The organism is Janthinobacterium sp. C22, assembly GCF_057919405.1.
The window spans coordinates 3039326-3053010 of the sequence record NZ_CP193659.1; the positions used below are offsets into that span (position 1 = coordinate 3039326).

General features: G+C 60.6%; 15 protein-coding genes, 2 tRNA genes and 3 pseudogenes. 12 read left to right on the forward strand and 8 right to left on the reverse strand.

Annotation, left to right across the window (positions count from 1 at the left end; translation table 11 throughout):
• The first annotated feature begins 8 nt into the window (after positions 1-8).
• Positions 9-645, forward strand: a pseudogene (ureG, locus tag ACRHIG_RS14185) (urease accessory protein UreG).
• Positions 642-1202, forward strand: coding sequence for a HupE/UreJ family protein (locus ACRHIG_RS14190; RefSeq protein ID WP_475413972.1), 561 nt, complete (start codon positions 642-644; stop codon positions 1200-1202). The pseudogene ureG and the gene ACRHIG_RS14190 overlap by 4 nt, the downstream one beginning before the upstream one ends.
• Here ACRHIG_RS14190 and ACRHIG_RS14195 read toward each other — a convergent pair.
• On the reverse strand, positions 1199-1810 hold the full coding sequence (locus tag ACRHIG_RS14195) for a 1-acyl-sn-glycerol-3-phosphate acyltransferase (RefSeq protein ID WP_475413971.1): 612 nt from the start codon (positions 1808-1810) through the stop codon (positions 1199-1201). The genes ACRHIG_RS14190 and ACRHIG_RS14195 overlap by 4 nt on opposite strands.
• A gap of 250 nt (positions 1811-2060) precedes the next feature.
• Between ACRHIG_RS14195 and ACRHIG_RS14200 the strand changes: the two genes are divergently transcribed.
• Complete coding sequence (locus ACRHIG_RS14200; RefSeq protein ID WP_475413970.1) at positions 2061-2282, forward strand: hypothetical protein; 222 nt, start codon at positions 2061-2063, stop codon at positions 2280-2282.
• Between the two features lie 115 nt (positions 2283-2397).
• Here ACRHIG_RS14200 and ACRHIG_RS14205 read toward each other — a convergent pair whose 3' ends face one another.
• From ACRHIG_RS14205 to ACRHIG_RS14225, 5 genes and pseudogenes are all read right to left on the reverse strand, one after another.
• A complete protein-coding gene (locus ACRHIG_RS14205) occupies positions 2398-3462 on the reverse strand; it encodes an alkene reductase (protein WP_489630538.1) in 1065 nt (354 codons plus the stop codon).
• Between the two features lie 52 nt (positions 3463-3514).
• Positions 3515-3811 (reverse strand): ArsR/SmtB family transcription factor, encoded by a 297-nt coding sequence (locus ACRHIG_RS14210; RefSeq protein WP_475413968.1) that lies wholly within the window; start codon positions 3809-3811, stop codon positions 3515-3517.
• Between the two features lie 138 nt (positions 3812-3949).
• Positions 3950-5122 (reverse strand): helix-turn-helix transcriptional regulator, encoded by a 1173-nt coding sequence (locus ACRHIG_RS14215; protein ID WP_475413967.1) that lies wholly within the window; start codon positions 5120-5122, stop codon positions 3950-3952.
• 68 nt (positions 5123-5190) lie between these two features.
• On the reverse strand, positions 5191-5766 hold the full coding sequence (locus ACRHIG_RS14220; RefSeq protein ID WP_489630539.1) for a hypothetical protein: 576 nt from the start codon (positions 5764-5766) through the stop codon (positions 5191-5193).
• A gap of 164 nt (positions 5767-5930) precedes the next feature.
• Positions 5931-6289: pseudogene (locus ACRHIG_RS14225) on the reverse strand (DUF1304 domain-containing protein).
• Positions 6290-6485: 196 nt separating this feature from the next.
• On the opposite strand from ACRHIG_RS14225, the gene sugE reads away from it, so the two are divergent.
• Entirely contained in the window at positions 6486-6806 is a 321-nt protein-coding gene (sugE, locus tag ACRHIG_RS14230) for a quaternary ammonium compound efflux SMR transporter SugE (RefSeq protein ID WP_070217981.1), read from the forward strand.
• Between the two features lie 23 nt (positions 6807-6829).
• A complete protein-coding gene (locus ACRHIG_RS14235) occupies positions 6830-7159 on the forward strand; it encodes an SMR family transporter (protein ID WP_151097794.1) in 330 nt (109 codons plus the stop codon).
• On the opposite strand, the gene ACRHIG_RS14240 is transcribed toward ACRHIG_RS14235, so the two are convergent.
• Positions 7160-8122, reverse strand: coding sequence for a M14 family metallopeptidase (locus ACRHIG_RS14240; protein WP_489630540.1), 963 nt, complete (start codon positions 8120-8122; stop codon positions 7160-7162). It lies immediately after the preceding gene.
• Positions 8123-8260: 138 nt separating this feature from the next.
• On the opposite strand from ACRHIG_RS14240, the gene ACRHIG_RS14245 reads away from it, so the two are divergent.
• Entirely contained in the window at positions 8261-9373 is a 1113-nt protein-coding gene (locus ACRHIG_RS14245; RefSeq protein WP_489630541.1) for an acyltransferase family protein, read from the forward strand.
• A gap of 3 nt (positions 9374-9376) precedes the next feature.
• On the opposite strand, the gene ACRHIG_RS14250 is transcribed toward ACRHIG_RS14245, so the two are convergent.
• Positions 9377-9841: a hypothetical protein gene (locus tag ACRHIG_RS14250; protein ID WP_489630542.1), complete on the reverse strand. Its 465-nt coding sequence runs from the start codon at positions 9839-9841 to the stop codon at positions 9377-9379.
• Positions 9842-9989: 148 nt separating this feature from the next.
• On the opposite strand from ACRHIG_RS14250, the gene ACRHIG_RS14255 reads away from it, so the two are divergent.
• The 6 genes and pseudogenes from ACRHIG_RS14255 to rplT form a co-directional block, all read left to right on the forward strand.
• Positions 9990-10066 (forward strand) — tRNA-Val (locus ACRHIG_RS14255).
• Between the two features lie 89 nt (positions 10067-10155).
• A tRNA-Val gene (locus ACRHIG_RS14260) sits at positions 10156-10232 on the forward strand.
• 215 nt (positions 10233-10447) lie between these two features.
• On the forward strand, positions 10448-12355 hold the full coding sequence (gene thrS / locus ACRHIG_RS14265) for a threonine--tRNA ligase (RefSeq protein WP_071326353.1): 1908 nt from the start codon (positions 10448-10450) through the stop codon (positions 12353-12355).
• Positions 12356-12367: 12 nt separating this feature from the next.
• Positions 12368-12928: a translation initiation factor IF-3 gene (gene infC, locus ACRHIG_RS14270; protein ID WP_205711303.1), complete on the forward strand. Its 561-nt coding sequence runs from the start codon at positions 12368-12370 to the stop codon at positions 12926-12928.
• A 227-nt stretch (positions 12929-13155) separates the two neighbouring features.
• Entirely contained in the window at positions 13156-13353 is a 198-nt protein-coding gene (gene rpmI, locus ACRHIG_RS14275; protein WP_038493025.1) for a 50S ribosomal protein L35, read from the forward strand.
• Positions 13354-13379: 26 nt separating this feature from the next.
• Positions 13380-13645, forward strand: a pseudogene (gene rplT, locus ACRHIG_RS14280) (50S ribosomal protein L20); the annotation flags it as partial.
• Between the last annotated feature and the right edge of the window lie 40 nt (positions 13646-13685).

Sequence of the window (13685 nt, forward strand, 5' to 3'; positions counted from 1 at the left end):
GAGCAAACATGACATCGATTACCTCCAATCCCCTGCGCGTGGGCATAGGCGGGCCCGTTGGCTCGGGCAAGACGGCCCTGTGCGAAATGCTGTGCAAGGGCATGCGCGAACGCTACGACATGGCCGTCATCACGAACGACATCTACACCAAGGAAGACATGGAAATCCTGCTGCGCGCCGACGCCTTGCCGGCCGAGCGCCTGATGGGCGTGGAAACGGGCGGCTGCCCGCACACGGCCATCCGCGAGGATGCGTCCATCAACCTGGAAGCGATCGCGCGTATGCAGGCTGATTTTCCCGATCTCGACCTGATCCTGGTCGAATCGGGCGGGGACAATCTGGCTGCCACCTTCAGCCCGGAACTGTCGGACCTGACGATTTACGTGATCGATGTGGCCGGCGGCGAAAATCCCGCGCAAGGGCGGCCCCGGCATCACGCGCTCCGACTTGTTGATCATCAACAAGACGGACCTGGCGCCGTACGTGGGCGCCAACCTCGACATCATGGCGCAGGACGCCAGGCGCATGCGCGGCGAGCGGCCCTTCGTGTTCACCAACCTGCGCAGCGGCGACGGCGTGCAGGCCGTGATCGATTTTATCCGCGAGCAAGGTTTGCTCGATCAACCAGGCAAGGAGCTGCAATGAGCGCAACACTGATGACAAAAACGGCCGCCGTGGCGGCACTGTGCCTGCTGGCCGTGCCCGCCATGGCCCACCCCGGTCATGGCGACAGCGTGGGCTTCCTGGCCGGCTTCGCCCATCCGTTCACGGGCATCGACCATTTGCTGGCCATGCTGGGCGTGGGTCTATGGGGCGGCCAGCAGCGCCGCGGCTGGGGCCAGCCTGCCACTTTCCTCGGCATGATGCTGTTCGGCGCGCTGGCCGGCATGGCGGGCTTGACGGTGCCGGGGTTGGAAACGGGCATCGCCGCGACGGTGGCGCTGGTGGGACTGGCCATCGCGCTGGCGCTGGCCTTGCCGAACTGGCTAGGCTTGGGATTGGTGGCCATGTTTGCGCTGGCGCATGGCAATGCGCATGGACAGGAATTGCCGTCCGCCTCGGCCGCGTGGGGCTTCATGCTGGCCTCGGCCATGCTGCTGTGTGCGGGACGTTTCACCGGCCAGGTGCTGGCCGAGCGCGTGCTGCGCCTGGCCGGCGTGGCCTTGACGGCTGCCGGCGTGGTGCTGATGGGAATGAATTAAGGGGCGGGGCGCTTGTCGGACAGAACGATGGGCGCGGCTTTTTCCGGATGCAAGCCCTGGTGGCCCGCATACACGGCGGCAATCGCCGCCATGTCGGCATCCTTGTCGCCCGTCAAGTATAAGTGGTCGACGACGCCCAGCACCTTGTTCGGGTAGTCGATGTAGACCAGCAACAGTGGCACCTTGGCGGCGACGGCCAGGTGATAGAAGCCGCTTTTCCAGTTCGGACGGTAGCTGCGCGTCGCTTCCGGCGTGATGGCCAGCCAGTACCAGTCGGCGGCCAGCATGCGCTCGGCCTGGCGCTGGATCGTGCCGCTGGTGGTGCTGCGGTCGACCGGTTCGCCGCCCAGGTAGCGCAGCACCTTGCCCATGGGGCCGCGGAACAGCGAATCCTTGGCCAGCCAGCGGAACGGCAGCGACAGCGCCCATTTTCCGAACAGGCCCACCATGAAATCCCAGTTCGACGTGTGCGGGTAGACGACGGCGATGCCGCGCGGCCCCGGCAAGGGGCGGAAGCGCATGCGCCAGCCGAACAGGTGCAGCACGCGCAGCGCGCAGCGCTGGTGCCAGGTCGGCAAGTCGCCCGCTTGTACAAATAAATCGTCCATTGATACCCTTCAGTGACACTGTTCTTAATGGGATGGCGCTGGTGGCCATTTTCCGTGAAGCAAAAATTCTGCGCAGGCATTCTATACGGGGCTGGCGATGGCGACAAGCAGCCGAGGCCGCTATTCATGCGGTGTCGGGGTCGTTTACACTGCCATTTTAACCATGCTTGCTTCCTGTGCCGGGCACTAAATGCACGGTATGTGGTCAAAACTTGATGCAAGGTTGATCCACCCGCTATGGAGCCATGGCATGAAAAACAGTATCGACGATGTACATGGGGAGCATGTTCGAACGGACACAGTGATGGCCGAGCTTGTTGAGCGTGGCGTGGCGTTTCATCACGCCCTGGGGCGAACGGTGGCGACCGCCTATTTGCGCGAGCACGCGGTGCCGGCCGAAGTAATACGCCGCGTCTTCAGCAGCGTGCAGGCGCGCCGCCCGGCCCGGCCGGCACGGCGCCGATGGCGCTGAAGGGCAGGTAAAAACGGCGGGCGCCGCGATCGTCGCGCAATCAGCGCGTTGGTATCGTTGCGCCCGCCGCCAAGGGGGATGAGCGGCGCAGTGCCGCTCGTGCTCAGGGGGCCGTTCAGGCTTGTGCGGCCAGCGCCGGGTAGTCCGTGTAGCCGGCGGCGTCCGGTGCATACAGGGTGTCCGGGTTCAGCGGGTTCAATGGCGCGTCGCTGTGCAGGCGGATGGGCAGGTCGGGGTTGGCGATGAACCACAGGCCGAAGGCCACGGCATCGGCTTCGCCCTTGGCCAGCAAGGCTTCGGCCGCCGCCTTGTCCATTTTCTCGTTGGCAATGTACACGCCGCCAAATTCCTGCTTCAGGTAGGGGCCCAGGCGGTCGTCACCGAGCGCTTCGCGGGCGCAGATGAAGGCGATGCCCCGTTTGCCCAGTTCGCGCGCCACATAGCCGAAGGTGGCGCGCGGGTCGGAATCGCCCATGTCGTGCGCGTCGCGGCGCGGCGCCAGGTGCATGCCCACTTTGTCCGCGCCCCACACGGCTATGCAGGCGTCCGTCACTTCCAGCATCAATCGGGCGCGGTTTTCAATCGAGCCGCCGTAGTTATCGGTGCGCAAGTTGGTGCTGTCTTGCAGGAACTGGTCGAGCAGATATCCATTGGCGCCATGGATTTCCACGCCGTCGAAGCCCGCTTTCTTTGCATTCTCTGCGCCCAGGCGGTAGGCCGCCACGATGCCGGGGATTTCTTCCGCGTCCAGCGCGCGCGGCGTGACGAATTCCTGTTGCGGGCGCACCAGGCTGACGTGGCCGGCCGGCTTGACGGCGCTGGGTGCCACGGGCAAATCGCCATTCAGGAACAGGGGCGCGGAAATGCGGCCCACATGCCACAGTTGCAGCACGATCTTGCCACCCGCCTCATGCACTGCGCGGGTGATGTGTTTCCAGCCTTCCACCTGCTGGTCGGACCAGATACCGGGCGTGTCCGCATAGCCCACGCCCTGCGGCGTGACGGCCGTCGCTTCCGAAATGATCATGCCGGCCGAAGCGCGCTGCGCGTAGTACTCGGCCATCAGGGCGTTGGGCACGCGGCCCGGATTGCCGGCGCGCGAACGCGTCAGCGGCGCCATGATGATGCGGTTTTTCAGTTGCAGGCTGCCGATGGTGATGGGGGCGAATAGGGTTGTCATGATTGTCATTTCCTTGTGGGGGGCCGGTCGGGCGGCGTTGAGATGGGGATGCTTACAAACCTTGTTGCATGTGGTCGAGAAAGGCCGCGATGGTGGTTTCGTTGCGGCTGAAGAAACTCCATTGGCCCACCTTGGTGGCCGAAATCAGGCCCGCCTTCTGCAAGCTGGCCAGGTGCGCCGACACCGTCGATTGCGACAGGTTCAGGCGGCGGTCGATCAGGCCGGCGCACACGCCCAGGTGCAGCGGGTGGTCCTGTTCCTGAAAATACTGTTCCGGCTCCTTGAGCCATTGCAAAATCTGCCGGCGCACGGGATTGGCCAGCGCCTTGTGGATGGCGTCGATATCCATGTTGTTTCTCCTCAATACACAATTCGCTTTTCAGCGATGTATATATCGTGATTGTTCAATTTTAATATCGTTATATTGCGATATACGTATCTTACGATATAAATGAAAAGCGTGCCGGCGGCGCGCGTTTTTGAAAGCTCAGGCGGGAAGGGGATTGCGCTGCAGCACGGCCGGGCCCGTCAGCACGATGCGCACCAGGTCCACCTGGCGCTGGGCGCCGGCCTTGGCGGTGGCGCTCTTGATTTGCGTGCGGGCCGTGTGGATGGAGATGCGTTGGCGTTCGGCGTATTCCTGCAGGGAGTAGCCGTTGACGAGCGCTTCCGTCAGGCGCGCCTCGGCCACGGTCATGCCATAGAAATTGCGCAGGGTCGCCGCCAGGGAGGTGATCAGGTCGCTGCTGTCGCTGAGGAAGACGGCGATGGCGCTGGCCGAGCCGAACGGGCTGTGCCAGGAGGGCAGGGGCGTGACGCGCAGGCGCAGCTGTTCTCCCGTCAAGCCGTTCAGGTTGAGCACGCCGCCGGGGCCGCCTGCCGCTGTCGTGCCCGTTTGGGCCGCCTCGTGCAGCATGCGCCGCAGCGCGCCGTTGTCCGCTTCGCGCGGGCAATACAGGGGCGCTCCCTCGCGCAGCTGCAGCAAGCGCGTTGACGCCGTCATGGCCAGCGCCCGCTCGTTGGCGTACAGCAATTGTGAGGTGGCGTCGAGCAACAGTACGCCGAACGGCAGCAATTCCAGCACCTGGGTGGAACTCTGGGACAGCACTTCCAGCCGGCGCAGTTTGCGCTGCAGGGCAAAGGCCGTCTGCAGGTGCGGCATCAGGCTGCGGATCAGCGCCAGCTCGCCCGCCTCGTAGACGCCCGCCTGTTCGCGGCGTACCACGGTGACGTTGGTGGAGCGCTCGGCGCGCAATTCGACGATGGCCGCCGCCGTATAGAAGATGTCTTGCGGGCGCAGCCAGTCCGTCCAGTACTCGGTTTTCTTCAGGCAATGGTCGGGAAACAGCATGGAGCCGGTGACGACGGCGCCCTCGCGGTGCAGGGTGGCGTCTTCCAGCCACACATTGCGCGCGCCGTAGTAGCTGGCAAAGCTGGCCATGGCCTCCGATTCGAAGCCATACGTGGCGGCCAGGCCGCTGCCCGGCAGCTGCACGTCGACCGAGCGGTTGCTGAAATCATTGGCCCAGATCAAACCCGCGTGCGATTTCAGTTGTTGCGCAAGGGCGGCGAGGAATTGCGACCAGGCGCCATGCCGCGTGGCCGCTTCATAGATCAGGGTAATCAGTGCCTGGCTGGCGACGGCGAGCGATGGCGTCATTGGCGATCCTCATGCGGCAAGCGATGGACAAGATCGCGGGCGGCCTTTGCTATGGCCGCCCGGCTTCCTTAACGCGATTCCAGCCAGCTTTTGCCGCCGGAGGTGCACGTGCTGAGGCTGGCGTACTGGCTGATATAGTTATAGCCGCTGCCGCAGCCGCCTTCGCCGGACTTGACGGGGCCATAGCAAGCGCCTTCATAGCTGAGCTTACCATTGACGGTGGTGCTTTTGACACAGAAATTGTAGTTGCTGGCCGTGGTGTTGTTGGGCAAGGTGGCGCCGTTGTTTTGCCCGCAACCGAGTTCCTTGCTCACGGCGCGCGCATAGTCGACCATGTGCTGGTAGGTGCCACTGTAATAGGCATCCGCCTTGGCTTTGTCTCCCTGTTTGCAGGCGGCAACGAGGCTATCGTATCCCGAGTCCGCCTGGGCGTAGTTGCCCGATACCTGGATGCCACAGGCGCTGGCCTGCTTGCGTTCCGTATCGCTGATCAGATTGCTGTACTGGCAGCTTGACGAGGTGCCGCCGCTGGCACTGGTGGAGCCGCTGCCCGAGCCGCTGTCGTCGCTGCCGCCGCCACCGCAGGCGGACAGCATGAGGCAGCCGAGCAAAGTGACGGCAAAGGTGGTTGGATGTGCTTGCATGATTTCCCCTGTGGACTGTGACTTGCCACCATGTGTCTGGTGGTATCTTTTTTATTGCTACAAGGAATTGTATCGGGCGTGTTTCTTGGAAACATCACCCATTTGGGGTATGCGCGGGCGGCACGGAGTGGGGTAGGGCGGCCGGCTGGCCGCCTTGGCAGGGATCAGGCGAAGTGGAACAGCAGCAAGGCGATGACGGCCGGCACGGTTTGCAGGTAGAGGATACGCGCCATGACGGTGGCTGCGCCCCACACGCCGGCCACGGCGATGCAGGTCAGGCCGAAGACGGTGAATGCATGGGCGATGGCCGCGTCCGGATGAAAAAGCCCAGCGCCAGCGCGGCGACAAGAAAGCCGTTGTAGCAGCCCTGGTTCGACATGGCGGGGCGCACGATCTCCGCCTTTTCCTTGCTCAGGCCAAAGACCTTGCGTCCGCGCGCATCGAACAGCACGGTTTCCAGCAGCACGATGTAGACGTGCAGCAGCAGGATGAGGGCGGTAAGGATTTGGGCCAGTAGCAGCATCGTTGTTCCCGAGAGTGAATGGATGCGGCAATTATGCTGCCAGACGCATGTTTTTTGGCAACAGCACTAGAAAAAATGTGCTTGCGGCAAGACTTTTCACCCAATGGTATACTTTTCCTTTTGCTCCTGTGGGGACGACCCCGCTCGATGTGGGGGCTGCATGGCGGGGACGACCCTGCCGCCTCGGGAGAAAAGTATGGCGTGGATCATTCTGGTATTGGCGGGTTTGCTGGAAATCGGCTGGGCCATCGGCCTCAAATACAGCGCCGGCTTTACCCGCCTCGTGCCCTCCGTCTTGACGGCGGTGTCCATGCTGGGCAGTGTGGTGATGCTGGGCCTGGCCTTGCGCACCTTGCCGCTGGGCACGGCCTACGCCATCTGGACGGGCATCGGCACCGTGGGCACGGCCATCTTCGGCATCATGGTGCTGGGCGAACCGGCCAGCGCCGCGCGCATCGCCTGCATCGCCCTGATCGTCTCCGGCATCCTGGGCTTGAAATTGCTCAGCCCGCAATAAAGGATGCCAGCATGAGTCTCGCCATGACGTATTTCTACCTGGCCATCGCCATCATCGCCGAAGTCATCGCCACCAGCGCCTTGAAGGCGTCCGAGGGCTTCAGCCGCTTGTGGCCCAGCATCATCACCGTGGTCGGCTACAGCATCGCCTTCTGGTGCTTGTCGCTGACCCTGAAGGTCATTCCTACCGGCATCGTGTATGCGATCTGGTCGGGCGTGGGCATCGTGCTCATTTCCGCCGTGGGCTGGTTCTGGTTCAAGCAAAGCCTCGATACGCCGGCCCTGATCGGCCTGGGGCTGATCATTGCCGGCGTGCTGGTGATTAATCTCTTTTCCAAATCAGTGGGGCATTGATCAGAAGCTGCTGGCCACCCGCGCCAGGTAATACCACTCGGCATTGGCTTGCGCGTTGACGTCCGGGAAGAGGATATAGGCGTCGAATTCGGCCGTCACGGGCGTGCCGTCCGCGCGCACGCCGATCTGCTCGCCCTGTTTGACCTTGTCAAAGCTGGACCAGGTCTTGATGAAGCGGTCGCTTGCATGCAGCTTGTCGTGCACGACGACCATGTTCAGCGCTTCCATGTCGGCATCGGCGATCGGTTCCGGTGGCGGCGCGTCGATGAAGCCGAGGAAGGCGAGCGTGTTCATGATGGCGCGGTAGGCCACATCCGGCGCGGCCGGGTCCGCGTGCTGGCCGCATTCCAGGGTCAGGGCATAGCCGCCCGTCGAGCGCATGTATTCCGTCGTGCCCACGCCATAGCGCAAGACCAGGCCCACCTGGTCGCTATTGCCCAGGCGGCGCTGCACGCCCTGACCGTAGGCATGCAGCCAGCCGTCGACGAAGCGGCGCACGCCCAGGCGGCGCGCCAGCGCGCGTTCCTTTTCTTCATGTTGAAACGGTTGCAGCGGGCCCTCGTTGTTGCGCGGTCCCACCATGACGAAGGGCTGGCTGTCGGCATTGAACGAGTGCAAGTCGAGCAGCACGTCGTGCTGGCCCAGCAGTGGGCACAGCCAGTTGGCGATACGGTCTTCGAAATCCTGTGGATGGTCGTTCGGAAACAGATTGCGGTTCAGGTTGCGGTCGCCGCTGCGCACGCCCTTGGCGTAGGCCAGCGGGTTGGTGATGGGCACGAAGGTGACGCTGCCGGCCACGATGGACAGGGCGCCGCTGTCGAGTTCAGCCATCACGCGGTGGATGCCCTTGGTGCCGCAGGTTTCATTGCCGTGCACGGCGCCCGTGACGATCAGGCGCGGGCCGCTGCCCTGGCCCGTGTAGTTGATGGACTTGAAGTGGAGTGCGCTGCTCATGCTGGACATATCCTATGCTGTTGCGGGAAGGGAAAGCGGGGTCGGCATATTTTAGCGGGATTCGCCGTGCACGCCTGCAAAAATGTGGCCATGCCGCACTCTGGCGTGGCATGATCGGCGCCACCGTTGTTTTCCCTTGCCGATTCCATGTCCAGTACGTCCCATCCTTCCCGCCTGTATGGCCTCGATACCTTGCGTGCGCTGGCCATCGTGCTCGTTTTCATGAACCACTATCTGCTGTTCGTCAGCGAGGGCGGGGCGTTCGGTTTCTGGGGCGAAATCGGCTGGGTAGGCGTGGACCTGTTCTTTGCCCTCAGCGGCTACCTGATCGGCAACCAGATCTTCGGGGCCTTGCGCAGCGCGCACGGCTTTTCACTGTCCCGCTTCTATGCGCGGAGATTTTTGCGCACCCTGCCCAATTTCTATGTCGTGCTGGCTTTGTATTATGTGTGGCCCGCGTTTCGCGGCGATAGCGCGCTATTGCCGCTGTGGAAATTCCTGACGTTTACGCAAAACATCAATCTGACGCCGGGCACGGCGTTTTCGCATGCGTGGTCGCTGTGTGTGGAAGAGCAGTTCTACGTGCTGCTGCCGGCCGTGGCGCTGGTGATCGCCGCCTGCCGCAAGTCCTTGCTGTGGGCCTGGCTGGCCGTGGCCGGCAGCTTGATCGTCGGCATGCTGGTGCGCGCCTACCTGTGGGATGAATACGTGCAAGTGCCGCGCGGCGGCCTTGGCTATTACAAGTATATTTATTACGCGTCGTGGTGCCGCTTCGACGAACTGGTGGCGGGCGTGGCCTTGGCGCTGATGAAGAATTACCACCCTGGTGCCTGGGCGCGCCTGACCTCCTACGGCAACCGCACCTTGCTGGCGGGAATCGCGGGCACGGCGCTGATGTTTTATGTGTTTCTCACCGATCACTATGGCTATGCGGTGACCGTGTTCGGCTATCCGGCCCTGGCCGTCAGTTTCAGCTTGCTGCTGATCGCCGCGCTCAGTCCCGGCAGCGCATTATATAAACTGCGCGTGCCGGGTGCGGCCAGCCTGGCCCTGTGGTCGTATGCGATTTATTTGTTGCACAAGCAGCTGTGCATCCTGCTGCGCCCACTGTTGCAGGAGATGGGATATGGGCCGGACGGCCTCGTGGCGATACTGATCAGTATCGCCGTCAGTATCTTTACGGGCTGGCTCCTGTATAGATTGGTGGAAACGCCGTTCATGCGCCTGCGGGCGCGTTATGTGCCCGCCAATCATGCGTGACGATTACATATCGATCACATCGAGCCCCCGCGGCGTGCCGACCAGCAATTCCAGGATGGCATGCACGCGCAGGTTCGTGTCTTCCTGTTCCGTGTTGTGGATCAGGGTGCGCAGGCCGGGCACGGCTTCCGCGATGTGGGGACTGGCATAGGCATTGATCAATAACAAGACAAGGTCCGTGGCGCCCGCGCCGGGCTGGCGCCGCAGCCGGTCGTGGATCACGTTCAGCAGCGCGCGCTGCATGCGCGGCGTGGGATTGCTGATGTAGGCGAAGACGCTCGGCGTGTTGGCGATGGCCGCGCAGATGCGCCGTTCGATCTCGTCTGGCTTCACGTCGGAGGCGATATCGAAATACGCGGCTTCCCAGCGCGTGCGCGCGTAGGGGTGATTGGGAGGGAAGGAGTCGGCCGTTTCAAAACCGCAGATGCGGCTCAGGGTTTTCAGCCAGGCGAATAGGGTGGAGTTCATGCCGCGATTCTAGCGGCATTCCGCATGCACCGGGCCGACTCTATATAAAAGGGGCTGACGCCCGGGAAGCGGATGAAAAACAGATTAAAGTTTCCTGTAAAACAGCTCTTGTCATTCTGGGAAAGCCTCTCTATAATGCTGGTCTTCGGGGCGGTTAGTTCAGCTGGTTAGAATACTTGGTCGACATCCAAGGGGTCGGGGATTCGAATTCCTCACCGCCCACCAGAATTTAGCAGTAAGTGGTTTTAAAGAGTTTTAAGCTGGCGCAAGCCGCAAGCGGTCATTTGAAATACAATGATCAACAAAAGTTTTACGGGCGGTTAGTTCAGCTGGTTAGAATACTTGGTCGACATCCAAGGGGTCGGGGATTCGAATTCCTCACCGCCCACCAGAATGCAGTTAGAGAGAAAGGTAAAGCCGGTTATGACACCGCGAACTACTACCAAGCTTTGGGAGTGACGCTAGTCGAACGGGTTTCCTTTGTCTCCAAAAAGTGAAAAACGCGGCTAGTCCGCGTTTTTTTGCGTCTGCGTTTTCCTTTCAGTTTTTCAGTCCACACCATTCATTGCAGTTTTACCTGGCGCCAGCGCCGATATGGAGATCAATATGCTTACAATCCGACTTCCCGATGGTTCCGCCCGTCAATTTGACGGCCCGGTCACCGTGGCCCAGGTTGCGGCCAATATTGGTACCGGCCTGGCCAAGGCTGCCCTGGCGGGCAAGGTCGACGGCAAGTTGGTCGATACCTCCTATCTGATCGAGCAAGACGCGGAACTGGCGATCGTCACGGACAAGGACGCCGACGGCCTGGAAGTGATCCGCCACTCGACGGCCCACTTGCTGGCATATGCCGTCAAGGAATTGTTCCCGGACGCGCAAGTGACCATCGGTCCCGTGATCGACAACGGCTTTTATTATGACTTCGCCTACAAGCGGCCGTTCACGCCGGAGGATCTGGTTGCGATCGAAAAGAAAATGGCGGAACTGGCCAAGAAGGATGAGCAAGTCACGCGCAAGGTTGTCGCGCGCGACGAAGCCATCGACTACTTCAAGGGCATCGGCGAAGCCTACAAGGCTGAACTGATCGGCTCCATCCCGGCCGACCAGGAAGTGTCGCTGTATTCCGAAGGCAAGTTCACGGACTTGTGCCGCGGCCCCCACGTGCCATCGACGGGCAAGCTGAAAGTCTTCAAATTGATGAAGCTGGCCGGCGCCTACTGGCGCGGCGACTCGAAAAACGAGATGCTGCAGCGTATCTATGGCACGGCCTGGGCCAAGAAGGAAGACCAGGAATTGTATCTGCACAACCTGGAAGAGGCGGAAAAGCGCGATCACCGCAAGCTGGGCAAGCAGCTCGATTTCTTCCATTTCCAGGAAGAAGCGCCAGGCCTGATCTTCTGGCACCCGAAAGGCTGGTCGATCTGGCAGCAGGTCGAACAATACATGCGCAATGTGTACCAGGTCAACGGTTACCAGGAAGTTAAGGCGCCGCAGATTCTCGACCGTGGTCTTTGGGAAAAAACCGGCCACTGGGATAATTACCGTGAAAACATGTTCATCACGGAATCGGAAAACCGCGCCTATGCGCTGAAGCCGATGAATTGCCCTGGTCATATCCAGATTTTCAACAATGGCATGCGCAGCTACCGCGACTTGCCATTGCGCTACGGCGAATTCGGCCAATGCCATCGCAACGAACCATCGGGCGCCTTGCACGGCATGATGCGCGTGCGCGGATTTACGCAGGATGACGGCCACATTTTCTGCCTGGAAGAGCAGATCGCCGGCGAAGTGACGGCCTTCCACCAGCAGGCCATGGATGTGTACACGGCGTTCGGCTTCACGAATATCGACGTGAAGCTGGCCTTGCGTCCCGATAACCGCATCGGCACGGAAGAATCGTGGGATTTTGCCGAGGAATCCCTGCGTTCGGCCTTGCGCGCCTGTGGCGTGGAATGGACGGAATTGCCGGGCGAGGGCGCGTTCTATGGTCCGAAGATCGAGTACCACCTGAAAGACAGCTTGGGCCGCGCATGGCAAGTGGGTACCGTGCAGATCGATCCGTCGATGCCGGGCCGCCTGGGTGCCGAATACGTGGCCGTGGACAACACGCGCCAGGTGCCGATCATGCTGCACCGCGCGATCGTGGGTTCGCTGGAACGTTTCATCGGCATCCTGATCGAACACTATGCGGGTGCCATGCCGTTGTGGCTGTCGCCGGTGCAAGTGTCAGTGTTGAATATTTCCGACGCCCAAGCTGATTATGTACAAGAAGTAACAACAAAACTGCGCAAAGCGGGGCTGCGCGTACAGGCTGATTTGCGTAACGAGAAGATTACCTATAAAATACGTGAACATTCCGTACAAAAATTGCCTTACATCTTAGTAATTGGCGACAAAGAGCGGGATGCGAATACAGTGGCCGTGCGGGCGCGGGGCAATGTCGATCTGGGCGTCATGTCCGTCGATGCCCTGATTGAGCGACTCAAACATGAAGTCGACACCAAGGCCTGACGAGGAAACTCGCTGCACGACCGTCTTACAAGATTTTTAAAGGAAATTACAATAGCTACTGACAAGTCACATCGCATCAATGGCGAAATCACTGCCCCTGAAATGCGTTTAAGCGGGGTCGATAACGAGCCACTCGGTATCGTAAGTTTGGCTGAAGCCTTCCGCCTGGCGGAAGAGGCAAACGTCGACCTGGTGGAAATTGCGCCTACCGCGCAGCCACCGGTGTGCCGTTTGATGGACTACGGCAAATTTAAGTATTCGGAGCAAAAGAAAGCTCACGAAGCCAAATTGAAGCAAAAGATCATCCTCGTGAAGGAAGTCAAATTCCGTCCGGGGACTGATGATGGTGACTACAATATCAAGTTGCGTAATCTCATCAAGTTCCTTGAAGACGGCGATAAAACCAAGATCACCTTGCGTTTCCGCGGTCGTGAGATGGCGCACCAGGATATTGGCTTCCGCATGCTGGAACGTCTGAAAGCCGATCTGGAGCCGTACGGCCAGGTCGAGCAGTTCCCGAAGATGGAAGGCCGCCAAATGATCATGGTTCTTTCGCCTAAGAAGAAGAAGTAAGTTACAATAGCGTTTTACTGTGGGTGGACACAGCGCGTGCCAGCATTGGCGCGGCGTCAAACCCCAGGCAGAATTTGCGCGGCCCGCTCAGCAATGTGCGGGCCGCGTGAACTGTAGCGGACTCGCATCCGCTGCACAACATGTGAAAGCAGGCATCTAAGCGCAGCGTCGTGTTGCCACCTGCAATCCTGTTATAAATGGAGCTGTCCGTAAGAGGACAGATTGCTATGCCTAAAATGAAGACCAAAAGCTCCGCGAAAAAACGTTTTCGCGTGCGTCCAGGTGGAACAGTCAAGTCGGGTCACGCGTTCAAACGCCACATCCTGACCAAGAAAACCACCAAAAACAAACGTCAGTTGCGCGGTACCCGTAACATCAACGCATCGGATGTCACATCCGTCATGCGCATGATGCCGACTGCTTAATCTCACACTCAATTTAAGGAGTTACTATGCCTAGAGTAAAACGTGGGGTTACAGCTCGTGCCCGTCATAAGAAGATTCTTGTTCAAGCTAAAGGCTACCGTGGTCGCCGCAGCCGTGTATACCGTGTTGCCAAGCAAGCAGTTATGCGCGCTGGCCAATACGCTTACCGCGATCGCCGCAACAAGAAGCGTGTTTTCCGCCGCCTGTGGATCGCCCGTATCAACGCCGCTTCCCGTGAGCATGGCGTAACGTACAGCGTATTCATGAACGGCTTGAAAAAGCAAATATCGAACTGGACCGTAAAGTCCTGGCCGATATGGCTGTGATGGACA

Excerpts from the sequence above, each read along its gene's own strand:
- ACRHIG_RS14190 (WP_475413972.1), top strand. The coding sequence starts at position 642 with ATGAGCGCAACACTGATGACAAAAACGGCCGCCGTGGCGGCACTGTGC.
- ACRHIG_RS14195 (WP_475413971.1), bottom strand. The coding sequence starts at position 1,810 with ATGGACGATTTATTTGTACAAGCGGGCGACTTGCCGACCTGGCACCAG.
- ACRHIG_RS14200 (WP_475413970.1), top strand. The coding sequence starts at position 2,061 with ATGAAAAACAGTATCGACGATGTACATGGGGAGCATGTTCGAACGGAC.
- ACRHIG_RS14205 (WP_489630538.1), bottom strand. The coding sequence starts at position 3,462 with ATGACAACCCTATTCGCCCCCATCACCATCGGCAGCCTGCAACTGAAA.
- ACRHIG_RS14210 (WP_475413968.1), bottom strand. The coding sequence starts at position 3,811 with ATGGATATCGACGCCATCCACAAGGCGCTGGCCAATCCCGTGCGCCGG.
- ACRHIG_RS14215 (WP_475413967.1), bottom strand. The coding sequence starts at position 5,122 with ATGACGCCATCGCTCGCCGTCGCCAGCCAGGCACTGATTACCCTGATC.
- ACRHIG_RS14220 (WP_489630539.1), bottom strand. The coding sequence starts at position 5,766 with ATGCAAGCACATCCAACCACCTTTGCCGTCACTTTGCTCGGCTGCCTC.
- sugE (WP_070217981.1), top strand. The coding sequence starts at position 6,486 with ATGGCGTGGATCATTCTGGTATTGGCGGGTTTGCTGGAAATCGGCTGG.
- ACRHIG_RS14235 (WP_151097794.1), top strand. The coding sequence starts at position 6,830 with ATGACGTATTTCTACCTGGCCATCGCCATCATCGCCGAAGTCATCGCC.
- ACRHIG_RS14240 (WP_489630540.1), bottom strand. The coding sequence starts at position 8,122 with ATGTCCAGCATGAGCAGCGCACTCCACTTCAAGTCCATCAACTACACG.
- ACRHIG_RS14245 (WP_489630541.1), top strand. The coding sequence starts at position 8,261 with ATGTCCAGTACGTCCCATCCTTCCCGCCTGTATGGCCTCGATACCTTG.
- ACRHIG_RS14250 (WP_489630542.1), bottom strand. The coding sequence starts at position 9,841 with ATGAACTCCACCCTATTCGCCTGGCTGAAAACCCTGAGCCGCATCTGC.
- thrS (WP_071326353.1), top strand. The coding sequence starts at position 10,448 with ATGCTTACAATCCGACTTCCCGATGGTTCCGCCCGTCAATTTGACGGC.
- rpmI (WP_038493025.1), top strand. The coding sequence starts at position 13,156 with ATGCCTAAAATGAAGACCAAAAGCTCCGCGAAAAAACGTTTTCGCGTG.